Annotated in this window: 16 protein-coding genes; 11 read left to right on the top strand and 5 right to left on the bottom strand. The window is 34.7% G+C overall.

Annotation, left to right across the window (positions count from 1 at the left end):
* The first annotated feature begins 18 nt into the window (after positions 1 to 18).
* From NSED_RS07665 to NSED_RS07630, 8 genes are all read left to right on the top strand, one after another.
* Positions 19 to 2,022 (top strand): sodium:solute symporter family protein, encoded by a 2,004-nt coding sequence (locus NSED_RS07665; RefSeq protein ID WP_014965690.1) that lies wholly within the window; start codon positions 19 to 21, stop codon positions 2,020 to 2,022.
* Entirely contained in the window at positions 2,019 to 2,543 is a 525-nt protein-coding gene (locus NSED_RS07660; protein WP_232212367.1) for a hypothetical protein, read from the top strand. Before NSED_RS07665 ends, NSED_RS07660 begins: the two co-directional genes overlap by 4 nt.
* Positions 2,543 to 2,974, top strand: a complete 432-nt coding sequence (locus tag NSED_RS07655; protein WP_014965688.1) for a universal stress protein — start codon at positions 2,543 to 2,545, stop codon at positions 2,972 to 2,974. The genes NSED_RS07660 and NSED_RS07655 overlap by 1 nt, the downstream gene beginning before the upstream one ends.
* Before the next feature lie 2 nt (positions 2,975 to 2,976).
* A complete protein-coding gene (locus NSED_RS07650; RefSeq protein WP_014965687.1) occupies positions 2,977 to 3,312 on the top strand; it encodes a P-II family nitrogen regulator in 336 nt (111 codons plus the stop codon).
* A gap of 414 nt (positions 3,313 to 3,726) precedes the next feature.
* Complete coding sequence (locus NSED_RS07645) at positions 3,727 to 3,945, top strand: hypothetical protein (protein ID WP_014965685.1); 219 nt, start codon at positions 3,727 to 3,729, stop codon at positions 3,943 to 3,945.
* A gap of 45 nt (positions 3,946 to 3,990) precedes the next feature.
* Positions 3,991 to 4,344 carry a hypothetical protein gene (locus NSED_RS07640; RefSeq protein ID WP_014965684.1) on the top strand — a complete coding sequence of 118 codons (354 nt, stop codon included), beginning with the start codon at positions 3,991 to 3,993 and terminating at the stop codon, positions 4,342 to 4,344.
* 22 nt (positions 4,345 to 4,366) lie between these two features.
* A complete protein-coding gene (locus NSED_RS07635) occupies positions 4,367 to 4,765 on the top strand; it encodes a hypothetical protein (protein WP_014965683.1) in 399 nt (132 codons plus the stop codon).
* A gap of 7 nt (positions 4,766 to 4,772) precedes the next feature.
* Positions 4,773 to 5,057 (top strand): hypothetical protein, encoded by a 285-nt coding sequence (locus NSED_RS07630; RefSeq protein WP_014965682.1) that lies wholly within the window; start codon positions 4,773 to 4,775, stop codon positions 5,055 to 5,057.
* Here the strand turns inward: NSED_RS07630 and NSED_RS07625 are convergent.
* The 4 genes from NSED_RS07625 to NSED_RS07610 form a co-directional block, all read right to left on the bottom strand.
* The gene (locus tag NSED_RS07625) at positions 5,054 to 5,845 is read right to left on the bottom strand and encodes an S-methyl-5'-thioadenosine phosphorylase (RefSeq protein WP_014965681.1); all 792 of its coding nucleotides are present in this window, start codon (positions 5,843 to 5,845) and stop codon (positions 5,054 to 5,056) included. The genes NSED_RS07630 and NSED_RS07625 overlap by 4 nt on opposite strands.
* Entirely contained in the window at positions 5,845 to 6,357 is a 513-nt protein-coding gene (locus NSED_RS07620) for an adenine phosphoribosyltransferase (protein ID WP_014965680.1), read from the bottom strand. The genes NSED_RS07625 and NSED_RS07620 overlap by 1 nt, the downstream gene beginning before the upstream one ends.
* A 39-nt stretch (positions 6,358 to 6,396) precedes the next feature.
* Positions 6,397 to 8,532, bottom strand: a complete 2,136-nt coding sequence (locus NSED_RS07615; RefSeq protein ID WP_014965679.1) for a hypothetical protein — start codon at positions 8,530 to 8,532, stop codon at positions 6,397 to 6,399.
* A 98-nt stretch (positions 8,533 to 8,630) separates the two neighbouring features.
* Positions 8,631 to 10,724 carry an AAA family ATPase gene (locus tag NSED_RS07610; RefSeq protein ID WP_014965678.1) on the bottom strand — a complete coding sequence of 698 codons (2,094 nt, stop codon included), beginning with the start codon at positions 10,722 to 10,724 and terminating at the stop codon, positions 8,631 to 8,633.
* Positions 10,725 to 10,828: 104 nt separating this feature from the next.
* Between NSED_RS07610 and NSED_RS07605 the strand changes: the two genes are divergently transcribed.
* Positions 10,829 to 11,293, top strand: a complete 465-nt coding sequence (locus NSED_RS07605; RefSeq protein ID WP_014965677.1) for a hypothetical protein — start codon at positions 10,829 to 10,831, stop codon at positions 11,291 to 11,293.
* Positions 11,294 to 11,432: 139 nt separating this feature from the next.
* Here the strand turns inward: NSED_RS07605 and NSED_RS07600 are convergent, their stop codons facing one another.
* Entirely contained in the window at positions 11,433 to 12,731 is a 1,299-nt protein-coding gene (locus tag NSED_RS07600; RefSeq protein ID WP_014965676.1) for an NOP5/NOP56 family protein, read from the bottom strand.
* 85 nt (positions 12,732 to 12,816) lie between these two features.
* Between NSED_RS07600 and NSED_RS07595 the strand changes: the two genes are divergently transcribed.
* Positions 12,817 to 13,728: a dihydroorotate dehydrogenase gene (locus NSED_RS07595; protein WP_014965675.1), complete on the top strand. Its 912-nt coding sequence runs from the start codon at positions 12,817 to 12,819 to the stop codon at positions 13,726 to 13,728.
* On the top strand, positions 13,712 to 14,524 hold the full coding sequence (locus tag NSED_RS07590) for a dihydroorotate dehydrogenase electron transfer subunit (protein WP_014965674.1): 813 nt from the start codon (positions 13,712 to 13,714) through the stop codon (positions 14,522 to 14,524). The genes NSED_RS07595 and NSED_RS07590 overlap by 17 nt, the downstream gene beginning before the upstream one ends.
* The last annotated feature ends 49 nt before the right edge of the window (positions 14,525 to 14,573 follow it).

Below are 14,573 nucleotides of genomic sequence, written 5' to 3'. Positions count from 1 at the left end.
CTCAAAAGAATTGTTTTCGTGGATAAGGCTAAATTTACCCCAGTTGCATTTACTGCATTTTTTGTTGCTGTAGTTGTCCTTGCCGGAACTCCACAAACTGTTTTTGCAGCAGGTGCCATTTCAGAAGGCTTTGCAATTGGTGAAGCTTTACCTGAATGGATTGGTTGGGCAATAGTTGTTGGTTTAGGTGCAGTATTTGCTGTCATCATTTCAGTTGAGGTAAAAATTGAAGAAAGATACCTTGGTGTTAACCAGACCTCTGAGATGTTTAACACTGCAGGACGAACAATCAAAACTGGTCTTACTGCCGCTGCTATTGTCTCTGCTTGGACTTGGGCTGCAACATTACTCCAATCCTCGACAGTAGCATATCAGTATGGTATCAGTGGTCCATTTTGGTATGCTGCAGGAGCATCAATTCAGGTTTTATTATTTGGAATTTTAGCTATTGAATTAAAACGTAAAGCACCAAATGCACACACTTTCCTAGAAATCATTCGTGCAAGATTTGGTAATGGTTCACACAAAGTCTTCTTAGTTTTTGCATTGATGACTAACATGATTGTAACTGCCATGCTTCTTCTTGGTGGATCTGCAGTTGTCAATGGCTTGACTGGAATGGATATTTCTCTGGCTGCTTTCTTGATTCCTATTGGCGTTATGATTTACACTCTAGTTGGAGGACTAAAGGCAACATTTGTTGCAGACTATATGCATACTATAATCATATTTGTTGTAATCTTGACATTTGTTGCAGCAGTTTACGTTAACACTGACATTACTGGTGGTGTTGAAGGTATGTACAATAAACTTGTTGAAGCTGCAAAGTTAAATCCAGTTGAAGGAAATGCTGCAGGTGCATTCTTGACGATGGCATCTATTGGTGGATTGATGTTTGGTATTATCAATATTGTAGGAAACTTTGGAACTGTTTTCGTTGATCAGGCATACTGGCAACGAGCCATTGCAGCAAAGCCATCATCTACTGTCAAAGGTTTCTTACTTGGTGGCGCATGTTGGTTTGCTATTCCATTTACACTTGCTACTACGATGGGCTTGACGGCGATAGCGCTTGATGTTGACTTGACTCCTGAACAAGTTCAATTGGGATTAGTAGTTCCAGCAGCAGCTACTGCACTAATGGGTGAAGTCGGTGCAATTATGGTACTTACAATGTTATTCATGGCAGTAACTTCTGCAGGCTCTGCAGAACTAATTGCCGTTTCATCACTGATTACTTATGATATTTATCGGACGTACAAGAATCCAAATGCCTCAGGAAAAACACTAGTCAAAGTATCCAGAGCGACAATTGTAGGCTTTGGACTTGGTATGGGTGGCTTGGCCGTAATACTATTACACATGGGATTAAGTTTAGGCTTTGTCTATTTGGCAATGGGTATCATAATTGGTGCAGCAGTAATTCCAATAGCACTTACAATTCTTTGGAAGAGAACAAACAGAGTTGCAGCCACGTTAGGTGCAGTTATTGGTCTGATGGTTGCAGTAACTACTTGGATATCAGTAGCTGCATCCTTGCCAGGCTTTAATGGAGAAATATCTCTTGCAAGTCTTGGTCACAACTACTCTATGCTATTTGGAAATATTGCAGGAATTTTGACTGGTGGTGCAATTGCAATAATTGGAAGCCTTGCTACTAAGACTAGTTTTGACTGGAAAGACCTCAAAGAGAAGATTACTCTTGTCGAGCTAAGTGAAGCAGAATCTGCCCAAGTTACTGAAGATGAGGAGACTTTAAAGAAAGCATTCAAGTTTAGTCTAAAAGGCGGCGGTATCATGACATTGATACTAATTATTGGCTGGCCAATACCATTGATTGTATCTGGACATGTATTTGATATAATGTCTTATAGTATCTGGGTCGGAATATCCATAGTTTGGGTAAGTGTTGCATCCTTCTTCATAATATTCTTGCCAATCATTGAGGCAAGAAAAGGAATTGCCAAAGTATTTGGTGGTAAAAAAGCATCTCCAGAAGCAACAGGAGTAGACGAGAAATGACTTCTTGTACCGGTTGTAATGTAACGCTAGGATGGAAAAAATATAATTTCCAAAAACAATGGCATATTCATGGATATTTTTGTAAGGGCTGCATGGAAAAAATAGGTCAAGACTTTGATGATCATGGAAAAATTACCCTTCCTAAAAGATCCTGTGACTCATGCCATCAGGAATTCTTTTTCTTAACTACGACTTGGGAAAATAAACAACGTCATCGCTGTTGTCATGTTTGCAAAGATCTTGATTTTACTGAATCTTCATCAAAAGCTGCTCTGTTGCCTCCAGTTCCTTCAAGAGTCCCCGTAATGATGGCACTGTTTGCAGCTTTTGGTATTATGTTAATGATTGGCGGATTTGCATATGTAATGCTAGTGGCACCACAACAAGATTCTAGTATACTACATGTAATAATTGGAAGTTGCATGTCTGGTGCAGGATTCATGTTGGCAAGAAAGATGGTTAAAGTTAGAAACATGATCTTAGGTAAAACACCACAACTTACAACGGAGGAATTAAGATAATGGCAAATGGTTTGTACAAAAAAATACTTGTTCCATTAGATGGCTCAAAGTGTTCTGAAAGGGCATTGGTTGAAGCTATTACGCTTGCAAAACAATGTGATGCAAAAATAGTTGGACTCTATATTGTGCCTTTCTCACCTCTGTCATATCGAGATATTAGAGTTGTAAAAGAAACAATGTTTGTTGAAGCAAAAAAGATTCTTGCAAAAGCACAAGCAAATGCAGAAAAAAAAGGTGTTGCCTTACAACAAAAAATTCTAGAAGGAAATCCAGGAGAACTTATCTCGAATTTTGCTAATCAAAGTAAGAACAATGTTGATTTGATTATGATGGGCTCTAGAGGAAGAGGTGGTCTTAAAGAAGCATTTCTTGGAAGCGTCTCAAACTATGTGATGCACAAATCAAAAGTACCTATAATGATAGTAAAGTAATCATGAAGAAAATAGAGGCAGTAGTTTTACCATCTAAAGAAAAAGATATTGTAGATGCACTACAAAAAACTGGAATTGGCGGGTTAACCATTACTACTGGAAAAGGTCGTGGTAAAGGAGTTAGACATGTCAAACCAGGTTTAGGACGCTACATTGAGCGATACAATGATGTCTTGACATTTTTTATTGTAGTTGATGATTCTAAAGTGGATGAAGTAGTTTCAATAATTACTGATGCATCACATACTGGTTCTCTAGGTGATGGAAAAATCTTCATATCTACAATAGATGAAATTGTTGATATTACTACTAAACAAAAAGGTGTAGCATACATCTAATAATTCTTAAATGCTTTTTAATCTGACATAATGTTATGCGAACAAGTAATCCCAAATATAGAAAATACATGTATGCTTTGATGGGTGTGTGTGCTGCAGTAATATTATTGGTAAATATCTAGCATGCATTGCAATGAATCTTGTAAAAAATTCAAGGCTGAAAGTAATGGTCAAAAAAGTGGTCGATATGTACAAGGTCAAAAGCGATGTACTCAATGTGAGTTATTCATTACCTGGGAAGGACTTTGGTGTCCATGTTGTGGATGTCTGTTGAGATCAAAACCTCGAGCTAGAAAATTAAAACAAAGGTTATCTTTACAACTATCTAGATAAAAATCAAAAATCAAGTAAAAATTAGGACAATATTTTCTGACTAATCTTTGGTTTTTATTACCATTTTTGAAATTTTAGATATTGTCTGATGACAAACAATCTAAACTTTCAATTAGCCAGATTGCACTAAGAGGAACTTTGATTGCAGCAATAATTACAATTCCTTCTATCATTACATTTGTTCTTATATGGATCATTTTAGATAATTTGATTTATGCTGCAATTTTAGGCGCAATCGTTCATTTTATTGCTATGGGATTTTCATTGAAGATTTCTAAAAAAATACTAGTCAAAAAATAACCTGATAGATCATATTTTATGTTGTTACAATAATTTCTAAAAATAATGTCCTATTCTGGAATTGAAAAAGATCTCGTTTCTGAAATTCAACTAGAGCCAATTCAGGCTAAAGTCTATTTGCTGATTACCTGTCTTGGTAAAATGTCCTCTGAATCCATTGCTAAAAAATTAAAGATCTCAATCAAGGATGCTGAAAAAGCATCAAAAGATCTAATGTCCCTTGGCGCTTTTATCGATATATCTGCCACCGAATTTGAAGCAATGCATCCTAGATTTACTGCGGTGAATATGTATAGGAAGATGTGTGAGCGGCAAAATATTGAATTTAAGAGAAACAAAATTGTTGATAATATAGGAGTGATTTTAGAAAAACCCTATGATGATGCAAGAACTAAATAATACTAATGTTGGGTGAACAACATTGAGCATTGATACTGAAACCTGCAAACATCAGCCAGTATATTTTGGTGTGGTAAATATCAATATTGATGAACGAACTATAGGTTCAGTTGATGTTTGGAGATGTGGTGTTTGCAAGAAAAAATTCTGTGAAGAGAAACAACTTGGAATAGAAGAATTAGCTGACTTGGTAGGAATGCCAAAAATAGATCCTGATGCAAAATGGGGAGTTACTGTATGTAAACTTCAACAGGGCAAATACAAATGGAAATTAGTAAAATTAAAAGAAAATGGCGAGATTAAACACGAGTGTCTGGATGAAAAAATAATTCCTTTAAAGGTTAATGATTTCAAAGTTGAAGATGATAAGCATTGGAGTTTCTTAATTGATGATAATATTAACAAGGCTGTAGAAATTTAATTCTAGTATGGATCTCAAAGTTCACATAAATAATATTCATGGAAGCCAAATGGCTGCAAAAATTACTGGTAATTTCACAATTGATGAACATGAATTTCGTTTCACGGCTATTGCATTTGGTAGAATTGGTGGACAAAACATTGGTGCAAAGCTCTCCCAAACAACTGAAAACGAATTGGAAAAATTAGGATATGATGTAGAAGAAGTGATTTTAACCCTTCAACGAAATCTATTGCAAGGAGATTTAACTCTTCCAGAAGGACTCAAAAAAGAATCCTTTGTTGATGACTAGAATTCAGCTTCTTCCAATGCTTTTGCACAGGAACAACTTCTAGTTTTAGGAATTTTATCAATTAATTCTGTTAGGACCTTTTTTGTTTTTTCCACATTCTTTGAAAGTGTTTCAAGAACTTCTTTGGCAGTAACGGGTTTTTCTGCCCATACATCATAATCTGTTACAGTTGAAATTGACGCATAACACATTTGTGCTTCTCTTGCTAGCTGGCATTCTGGCACTAATGTCATCCCAATAATGTCTGCACCTGTGGTTCTGTAGAATTTTGATTCAGCTTTAGTAGAAAATCGTGGGCCCTCGATACAGACGTATGTGCAATCTTTATGCATATCCATGTCTTGATTATCTGTTACTTGAAGAATTGATGACTGTAATTCTGGACAAAAAGGATCTGCAACTGAGATGTGTATTACTCTTCCATCTTCTGAAAATGAACCGTCTCTTGATTTTGTAAAATCTAAAAATTGAGTGGGTAATGCAAAATGACCTGGCTCTAATTCTTCTTTTAAGCTTCCAACTGCTGATGGTGCTATAATTCTAGTAACTCCTAATTCTTTGAATGCCCAAATGTTTGCTTTGAAATTAATTTTATGTGGAGGAATAGTGTGTTTTTTTCCGTGTCTTGGTAGAAATGCAATTTTTCTTCCTTTGAAAGTCCCAACTGTGATTGTGTCTGAGGGTTTTCCATATGGTGTATTGACATCTACTTCTTGTGCATTTTCAAGTAAACCTGAATCATAAATTCCAGTTCCTCCAAAAATTCCTATTTCAACATCTTTTTCCATTAATATTTCACCAGTGATTTACAATTATACTTGCTAATTCCCTTCATTCCATTAAGATCAACTAATTCAATAATGAATGCAAATCCTACAATTTTTCCTCCTACCTTTTCAATTAATTTTGCAGATGCTTTGGCAGTTCCGCCAGTTGCAAGCAAGTCATCACAAATTAGTACTTTCTCCCCTTCTTTGATGATGTCTTTTTGAATTTCTATTGTATCCTTTCCATATTCAATTGTGTAAGATAATTTTGTAGTTTTTCCAGGTAGTTTTCCTGCTTTTCTAATCATAATCATTCCTTTGTTGTATCTTGAGGCCAAAATCGAGGCTAGGATGAATCCTCTTGACTCTATTCCTGCAAAGATATCGATATCTTTTGGATGGAAATATTTTGAAAATTCGTCTGCAACAAATGAGAGTGCTGATGGATCTTTTAAAATTGGACTAAAGTCTCTAAATAAAATACCTTTTTTGGGAAAATTTGGATAATCTTCAATTTTGTCTTTTAAATTCATAATCAGTATCGTTATTAGCTGAAATAAAATTGTTTGATATTATTGAATTTCAAACGTTGTTTCAGCATTATTTTTTCCATCTGAGGCTTTGACTGTATATGTTCCAGGCTCTGTATCTTTTGGTATTATCCATGGTAGATTCAATTCTCCACTTCCTGATGCTGGGAATGATAATTTTTCAATGATCTCTCCATCTTCGGCAACAATTTCAATTTTTACTGTCTGCGAAGCTCCGAAAACATGTATGTTGATTATTTCACCCAAAGGACTTTTTTGTCCTTCTCCTACTTCTACTGACATTCCTTGATCTTTTTGTTTGATTACATTAAGAATGGCATTATCAAAGTTTGATCCACTTTTTGCATTGATCACCCATTCACCAGGAATTGCATCTGTTGGAACTCTAAAAGACCCTTCTGAAATTTTTCCATTTTTATCTGAAAATGTTTCTTTGACCTTTATTTCATTTCCATCTGGGTCAATTAGGGTAATTGTAATAAGAACATTTGAACCGGTATCTCCTAAAATCAATATGGAATCACCTGGATGATAATCCAATTTTGTTGTGTTAATTTCAATTTCTCCAGAACCTGTTTGTAGACCTACTGTAAAAACTTCTGAACTTTGTGCGCTTCCTTTGCTGATAACTGCCGTATATACTCCAGATGCATATCCTTTCAATTCTATGGAATGGGTTCCTCGTCCATCTGGTTGTAAAGTAATAGATGTAGCTTCCCCTTTTGGTTTGTCTGAAGGATCTACAATTAACAAGTTGACAATCTCTGATGGTTTACCTGATATTGTGATAACTGCAGTTTCTCCAGTTTTATAACTGAGTTTATCAAATTCTAAATTAACTGGGATTGTTGGAAGCTGACCTAATCCTGCATAGGTAAATTCTTTCTCTTTTTCTTGTGTTGCAATTAATGTGTATGTTCCTTCTGGTGTATTTTGTGTAGTTGGAAATTCAAACTTTACAAAGCCTGTTTCATCAACTTTAATGATGTCTGAAACAATTTCTTTTCCCAAAGGATCTTCTAATACTATTTCAATTGATTTATTTGGTAATGCCGTACCATTAAATTTCATAATTTCGCCTGGTTCGAACTTTAAATTACTAGGAGTAATGATGATTACTTTATCTGATTTTATTTCCCAACTTCCAGTTATGGTCTCTCTGCCATCTGAAATCATTCCTGTATATTTTCCAAATGGTCTATCCAATGGAACTAATAGTGGATCTAATTTCCAATTTCCTTTACTATCAGCTTCTGCTGATCTTGTTCTGATTACATTATTATCTGGTCCCTGAATCTCTATTGTAACTCCACTACCAGGTGATGCAGTTCCAAAAATCTCTAAAAAGTCTCCTCTATGAATGATCTTTGGAATTCCTTTTACTGTAAGTGGCGTATTTGCCTCCTCTGGGATTCTATTGATGTTTTCTCCAATTCTGAGACTCAATTTTTTTTCTTGACCTTTCTGGTCTTTTACTTTAAAATCCACTCTGTCAGCTTTTTGGTCACTTGGAATTTTCATTGTAGTCATAAAATGACCATTCTCATCTGTCTCAAAAGTCCCAAGTTTTTTTGAATCAATATAAAAATCAAATTCTTGCAATGGGCCAAAATTATCGCCTGTAACTCTAATTGTTGAATCAACGTTTGGTTTCTCTGGAACTATTCTGAATATTGACTCGGATGATATACTTTCACTTGTTGTTTGTGAATTTTGATTTAGTTTTGTGTTTTTGACAACTTTCTGTATTTCTCCAGGAATAGTTTTACCCGTATCTATTTGGGTATTTTTGCTATCTAGGACTTTCCAATTGATACCTGAAATTGGCTTATCTGCCTTTACTCCAAATTTTACAGATTCTCCCGGTTTGATTGATTCAGATGATGTAAAAATAATTACTCCTTGAGCATTTTTCTCTCCAACCCATCCCTTTTCTGTTTTAAATGACTTGAAATTAAAATCGCTTCCGAGCCAAATTCTTAAAGTATTGATTTCTTTATCTGAATCATTTGTTAATTCCATTACAGACGTTTCATCTAGTGCAATACTTGTAACAGTAATTTCTTCAGCATATGCATTTGATGGAAATATGATCAATACAATTGAAAATAACAATACAACTGCTAGGAAAATTCCTCTAGTAGAGGATCTATTCATGTAATTCGAATTCAATATCTCTCACTTAAACCTTAAAGATTTTTCCTCATTTTTCTATTTCTTAGTTTAGTGTTTTTCATGAGCAAACTTCTTAAATCTTAAGGCTTGGCCTTTTGGAATTTTCCCAAATCTGGTTTTGTAACCTCATTTTGATATTGTCTGATACGCTCAGCAATTAGTCTGTATAATGTTCTGAATTGATCTTTGGTTTTGTCTGATAGAAAACTGGTCTCCTCAAGTGCGATCTTCTCACATATGTATCTGGTAATTTCTTCATTGTTGAATTCTCCCCAATCTTCATCTCTATGTTCTTGCCATATTTTTCTTAATTTTTCTAAAACCCCTTTGCCATCTTTAGATGCAAGATCTTGAGGGGTAAGGTTGGAAAAACCTTCTTGTCTAAGCTTGATTTCATAAGTTTGGTTTACTGGATACAGGTAATCCTCAAGAGCAATATAATCTTCAATTGATTCGAGTTTTTTACCTTCTCTTTCAAAGAATATGGTTTGAATTGCCGAAAATTCATTTGAAACAAGCTGGGCAGAAATTTGTTTAGATTCTTCAGAGTTATCTAATAAAACAAATGTTCTATATCCATGGTTTCTGTAAAATATTGCCAATGGTAAAACTGAATTTTTACTATATGCTGCAATGACATTTAATGGATTCATTGAAATATTTGGATCTTGTAAGAATTTGTCAAATGCATTAAGATACATTGCATCTGACATCGTTTCTACTATGATTATTGGTCGTGAGTTTGTTCCTATCTCTCTATCTACAATAGATTCAACTTGACCTCTACAAAGCCCATACAAAATAGGCGTCAGTGTTTTATCATCTGCATTCCAATAATCGTAAAATATTCTGCTGAGATGTTTCCTCTTGTCCAGTTCTACGACAAGTAAGTTGCCTGGTGTATAATCAAATATCATAAATGGTGAATGTGTTGCATACAATACTTGATTTGATCCAGCTAAGTTCTTCAACAAATCTGAAATTCCCATTTGTTGAGTTGGGTGTAGGTTTCTAGCTGGCTCGTCTAATAGTAGTATTGCTTCTTTCAATTCTGCTCTTTGTGTCTCAGCTGCAAAGTTGACAATAAATGAAAATGTCCATTTAAAACCTTCAGCTCTTCTGTTTAGTAATCCTGTATTTGTTATGGTTCCATCTTTATGAACATCTGAAATTACAACACTCATTATGTTGCCTGGATTGTATCTCAAATCAACATGGATTGGATCCCCTTTCCATGCTGGATTTAATTTTTTACTTAATCTGTTACTTGCGGCATTGAGAAGTTTGATGCATTTTGAAGGGCTCTCTTTTACTTTGTCTAGTTCTTTGATGTCCAGCTCTGCTAAATAAAATAGATTTCTTACTGTTTCTGCTTTGTCAAATTCCTCAACAAATTCTATTGAATCTGGACGTTGACCACTTTCTTCCCTGAGGTATTCGTTGAGATTGATATTTCCGTAGATTTTCTTATAGTCTGAAAAATAAACAAACCTTGGATGCAGTTCTGATGCAATAAAATTTTGCAAGGCTACTTTCTCACTTTCTCCGCTTAGAAGGTTTGAAAACTGGTTTTCAGGACTTTCATAGAGTTTTTCCCACTCTTCAATGACTTTGGGCTCTTGAATCGCTATAACATGAAATTGATTGCTGAATTCTGCCATCCCTCTATCAAATGTTTCTTGATTTTTTGGGACGTCTTCTTCAAAAAATTTTGTATCGATTTGAATTCTTAAATGGTTTGGAATGGTGTCTAAGAAACCAAAAATTTGTTTTGAAAAGTTCTCCCACGAATTTAGTCCCTTATTTTCTTCTTCACTGAGTTTAATGTTTTCAAATTCATATTGAACTCTTGGATTTTTATTTGTTCTAAATAATTTAATCTTTTTTATATCTGGCAATCCTGGAAATTTTTCTTTTATTATGCTGATTTCATTTTGGCTTAGATCAAATTCGCCTTCGGCCAATCTCATTTCTTCTTTTAATTCTTCATTCATTTCATCACAAAGATCTAATTCTGAAACTTCTTCATCTTTATTCAACAGTGTAAGTGCTTGAAGAATTGTAGTTTTTCCACTTTCGTTTCTCCCTACAAAAGCTGCTAAATCTCCCACTGTTATTTCTCCAGAATCATGAATGCAACGATATGCTCTAACTCTGAATTTTCTAAGTCGCATCTAGCGATATTTAGTTGGCTACGATTTAACTCATTCGTCAAATTGATCTTGACCCTTGAAATTTTGCTAAATAGATATAAGGGAATTGTAGATTTTAAAACGAAATGGTCAGTAAACGAGTTTCTGTCGTATTTGTTTTACCTGTAATTTTCTCAATAGTATTCGGTTCTGTCGTACTATCTGATGTTCTTCAGAAACCTGATAGAGAATTAAACATGTGGCCTATGTCTTATTCAGAAGGAGGGATTGTCCATGATGCTTCGATTGAAATAATTGGATTATCTGAGCAATATTCTACGTCTGAACCTGTTCAAATTCAAGCCAAAATTGATGATTCTTCATTTAGTTGTGGAGATCTATACATTACAATTTATTCTTCTGAAAAAAGTGATGTAATTACACAAGGTGGATTCTTTGAGCAATGCTTTGAATCTGGAAGCAAAATTGTTCCTGTTGGAGACACGTTTTCTGAAGTGATCACCACTCCTGGCTCATATGAAATAGTCATAGAAATGGTCTCAAAACAACTAAAGAATATCTCTACAAAAGGAACTTTTACTGTTAAATAGGAATTAAATACTGATTGATAAGTAAGAAATTGAAATTAAAATTTAAGGTGATTTGATGGTAAAGAAAAAAGATACTCTAATTGAAGAAGCAGAAAAAATCAAAGCTGATCTTGATGAATTAAAGAAGAAAAAGACCATTTTAGATGCTAAACCTGCAAAGAAAGCAGCAAAGAAAGCTGATGCTAAACCTGCAAAGAAAGCAGCAAAGAAAGCTGATGCTAAACCTGCAAAGAAAGCAGCAAAGAAAGCTACTGTCTCTTCTTGGACTGTCTCTAAAACTTCCTTCTCTTCTAAATGATGGAGGTGGTCTGATGTCTTTTTCAGTAGGATTCTCGTATTTTTTACCTATCTCATCGACTCTTATGTTGAGTTTTTCAAGTAGAGTTTGATTTAATCCCTCACCGTATACATCAACTCTAGCAGCAATCACTGCTTTTGCAGCAACTGCACGTGCAATTTTTCCTCTTTGCCATCTAGGAGCTGCATGAACCATTGCATGTTGGAATAACAATCCGTGTTTTGGGGGTTGAGAACCTGTTTTCAATGATCTGAATAATGCTTTTTCAGCTCCTAGCACTTGTATTGTGCTGGCAGGAAGTGATGCCATTTTTTTAAGACTACCAGCTCTTCCTAAAATTCTTGCACCAACTGCAGTTCCAAGAATTGCTGAAAGATTTGGTGCAATTTCTTGCATCTCTTTTTCAACATGTTCCTCGAGTTTCTTACGCAATTCGTGAAAGTCTAAAACTTGTTTTGCGATTGATTGCACAATTGCCAAATTGATATCTGAAATATCTCCCCCTCTACTTTTTGAAGAAATTAATGATAACATTTCTACTTTTGATTCAGGAAAACCTGCATCTTCAAAAATTTGTTTAGTTAATGATTCTCGTTTACCTGCCATTACAATCTGTGCATATCCGTTAATACTATCAATTATGTTGTCTAATTCTGGAAAATGCAATCCATACCATTCTCTGAGTCTTGAACTCAATCCATTTGCAATCTTGTCGATTTCATCTAGAGAATTAATTGCTTGAATTATATGAAGATCTGGGCTTTCTGAGACTTCGGTAACTTTTGAAGATGAAAATCCTAAAGCAAACTCTCTTAGTTTTCCAAGTGTATCTTGCAAATTAGAAGCAAAACCTGAATCCACGATAATTTGTGGTTTTGTAGATTGGACTCTATCTAATTCTGCAGAATCCATCAAATGACAATCAATTGAATATTTTTTTAGAATTGCAAGTAATGATTCATCACTTACAGAAAATCCTCTCTGAGTAGATGCTAAATAATTTACAAGTTCATTTAATTTGGATTCTTTATTTTTCACTAAAAGATATTCTTTAACAGGATTTGAGAAAGCAAATGCTTTGTCTAGTTTTTCATCATTGAAAACTGAGATTCCTAACTCTGTTAATATTACAGAATGCATGACTAGTTAATCCTAAATCGCCTTTAAAAAAGGTACCAGAATCAAGAATCAACTGTTATATTCGAAACTATGCTCACTAATCAAAGTGGAACCTAGTATTGCAACTTCCATAGGTCAAATTCAATTAGATAAACCTGTAATGCTCGCATCTGGAATTTTAGGTATATCTCTTGATGTGTTTAATCGACTTTATGCATCCGGTGCTGGAGCTGTTGTTACAAAATCTCTTAGTACTGCACCATGGGAAGGTTACCCTAACCCTACAATCTTCAGTGTAAAAGGAGGTGGATGGATAAATGCAGTTGGATTATCAAATCCCGGTGCTTCGAATTTTGCTAAAATGATTGAACCAAATCAGGATGTACCAATTATAGTAAGTTTAGTGGGCTCTGTACCTGAAGATTTTGAAACCATGATAAAGGAATTTGAAAATTGTAAAATTAAAGCATATGAATTGAATTTATCTTGCCCTCATGTTGCTAAAGTTGGATTAGAAGTTGGAGATGATCCTGGACTAGTTAAAACAATTGTTTCTACTGTGAAAAAAGCAACAAATGTGCCAGTAATTGCCAAAGTTGGCTTGGGAACCAGTAATTATCTAAATACTGTAAGCAATGCAGTTGATTCTGGAATTGATGCTATAACTGCAATTAACACTGTTCGTGCAATGGCCATTAATGTTGAAACCAAACGACCTATACTTAGCAATAAATTTGGTGGATTGTCTGGTACTCCGATTAAACCTATTGCGTTAAGATGTGTTTATGAAATTTCTTCAAAATTTGACATTCCTATCATTGGATGTGGAGGAGTCTCTACATGGGAAGATGCAGTAGAATTTTTCTTGGCAGGTGCTTCTGCAGTTCAACTTGGTAGTGCAATAGGTGATAACTGGGTTGGAGTTTTTGATGATATTAACAGAGGAATTTTAGAGTACATGAAGAAAAATAATTATTCCACAATAAAGGACATGGTGGGTCTTGCAAAGAAATCATAACCATCCAACAATCGTTACAATTGAAAAAGTAATTGATGAAACACCTACTGTTAGGACTTTGGTTTTTTCAGATGATGTTATGCCAAATGTTCTTCCTGGACAATTTGCCATGGTTTGGATTCCTGGCGTTAATGAATTACCAATGAGTATAATGATTTCAAAAGAATCTGGAAAGGCAGCATTTACAGTTAGAAAACATGGACCTTCCTCTACTGGATTATTCAATGTTCCAGTTGGAGGACAAATAGGAATTAGAGGTCCGTATGGAAATTCATTTGATATCAAAGAAGGAAAACTCTTGCTGGTTGGTGGTGGAACCGGTCTTGTTCCAATGATGCGATTACTTACTTTTGTAAAACCTACTGATGATATCACTGTGTTAATGGGTGCCAAATCAAAAGACGAAGTATTCTTTGAAGATTTATCAAATGAATTGCTAAAAAATAATCCTCACCAGGTAATTGTTTCAACTGATGATGGAAGTTATGGTGAAAAAGGATTTGTAACTGATTTAGTTGAAAAATTAGTTAATGATACCCACTACGATGCAGTGTATGTCTGCGGTCCTGAAATTATGATGTACAAAACTGTACAATTTGCTAACTCTAGAAAAATATTCGTCCAAGCCAGTCTTGAGAGAATGATGAAATGTGGAGTTGGTATTTGTGGTAGTTGCTGTGTAGGTGAAGATCTTGTCTGTAAAGATGGAACTGTATTTGATGGAGAACATTTGTCAAAAAACAGTGAATTTGGTCATTTACATCGAAATAAGGCTGGAATTTTAGAAAATTACTAATTTTTTCTAGCAAGGTTTAAAATAAATCATAAAATTATTTCCATGAAGG

The organism is Candidatus Nitrosopumilus sediminis (genome assembly GCF_000299395.1).
In the GTDB taxonomy this organism is placed as follows: domain Archaea; phylum Thermoproteota; class Nitrososphaeria; order Nitrososphaerales; family Nitrosopumilaceae; genus Nitrosopumilus; species Nitrosopumilus sediminis.
Note: the sequence above shows the minus strand (reverse complement) of the source record. Positions and strands in the feature narration are given on the sequence as shown.

Coding starts and splice junctions, on each gene's coding strand:
- NSED_RS07650 (WP_014965687.1), top strand. CDS start 2,977: ATGAAGAAAATAGAGGCAGTAGTTTTACCATCTAAAGAAAAAGATATT.
- NSED_RS07600 (WP_014965676.1), bottom strand. CDS start 12,731: ATGCATTCTGTAATATTAACAGAGTTAGGAATCTCAGTTTTCAATGAT.
- NSED_RS07630 (WP_014965682.1), top strand. CDS start 4,773: ATGGATCTCAAAGTTCACATAAATAATATTCATGGAAGCCAAATGGCT.
- NSED_RS07625 (WP_014965681.1), bottom strand. CDS start 5,845: ATGGAAAAAGATGTTGAAATAGGAATTTTTGGAGGAACTGGAATTTAT.
- NSED_RS07655 (WP_014965688.1), top strand. CDS start 2,543: ATGGCAAATGGTTTGTACAAAAAAATACTTGTTCCATTAGATGGCTCA.
- NSED_RS07620 (WP_014965680.1), bottom strand. CDS start 6,357: ATGAATTTAAAAGACAAAATTGAAGATTATCCAAATTTTCCCAAAAAA.
- NSED_RS07605 (WP_014965677.1), top strand. CDS start 10,829: ATGGTCAGTAAACGAGTTTCTGTCGTATTTGTTTTACCTGTAATTTTC.
- NSED_RS07610 (WP_014965678.1), bottom strand. CDS start 10,724: ATGCGACTTAGAAAATTCAGAGTTAGAGCATATCGTTGCATTCATGAT.
- NSED_RS07615 (WP_014965679.1), bottom strand. CDS start 8,532: ATGAATAGATCCTCTACTAGAGGAATTTTCCTAGCAGTTGTATTGTTA.
- NSED_RS07640 (WP_014965684.1), top strand. CDS start 3,991: ATGTCCTATTCTGGAATTGAAAAAGATCTCGTTTCTGAAATTCAACTA.
- NSED_RS07660 (WP_232212367.1), top strand. CDS start 2,019: ATGACTTCTTGTACCGGTTGTAATGTAACGCTAGGATGGAAAAAATAT.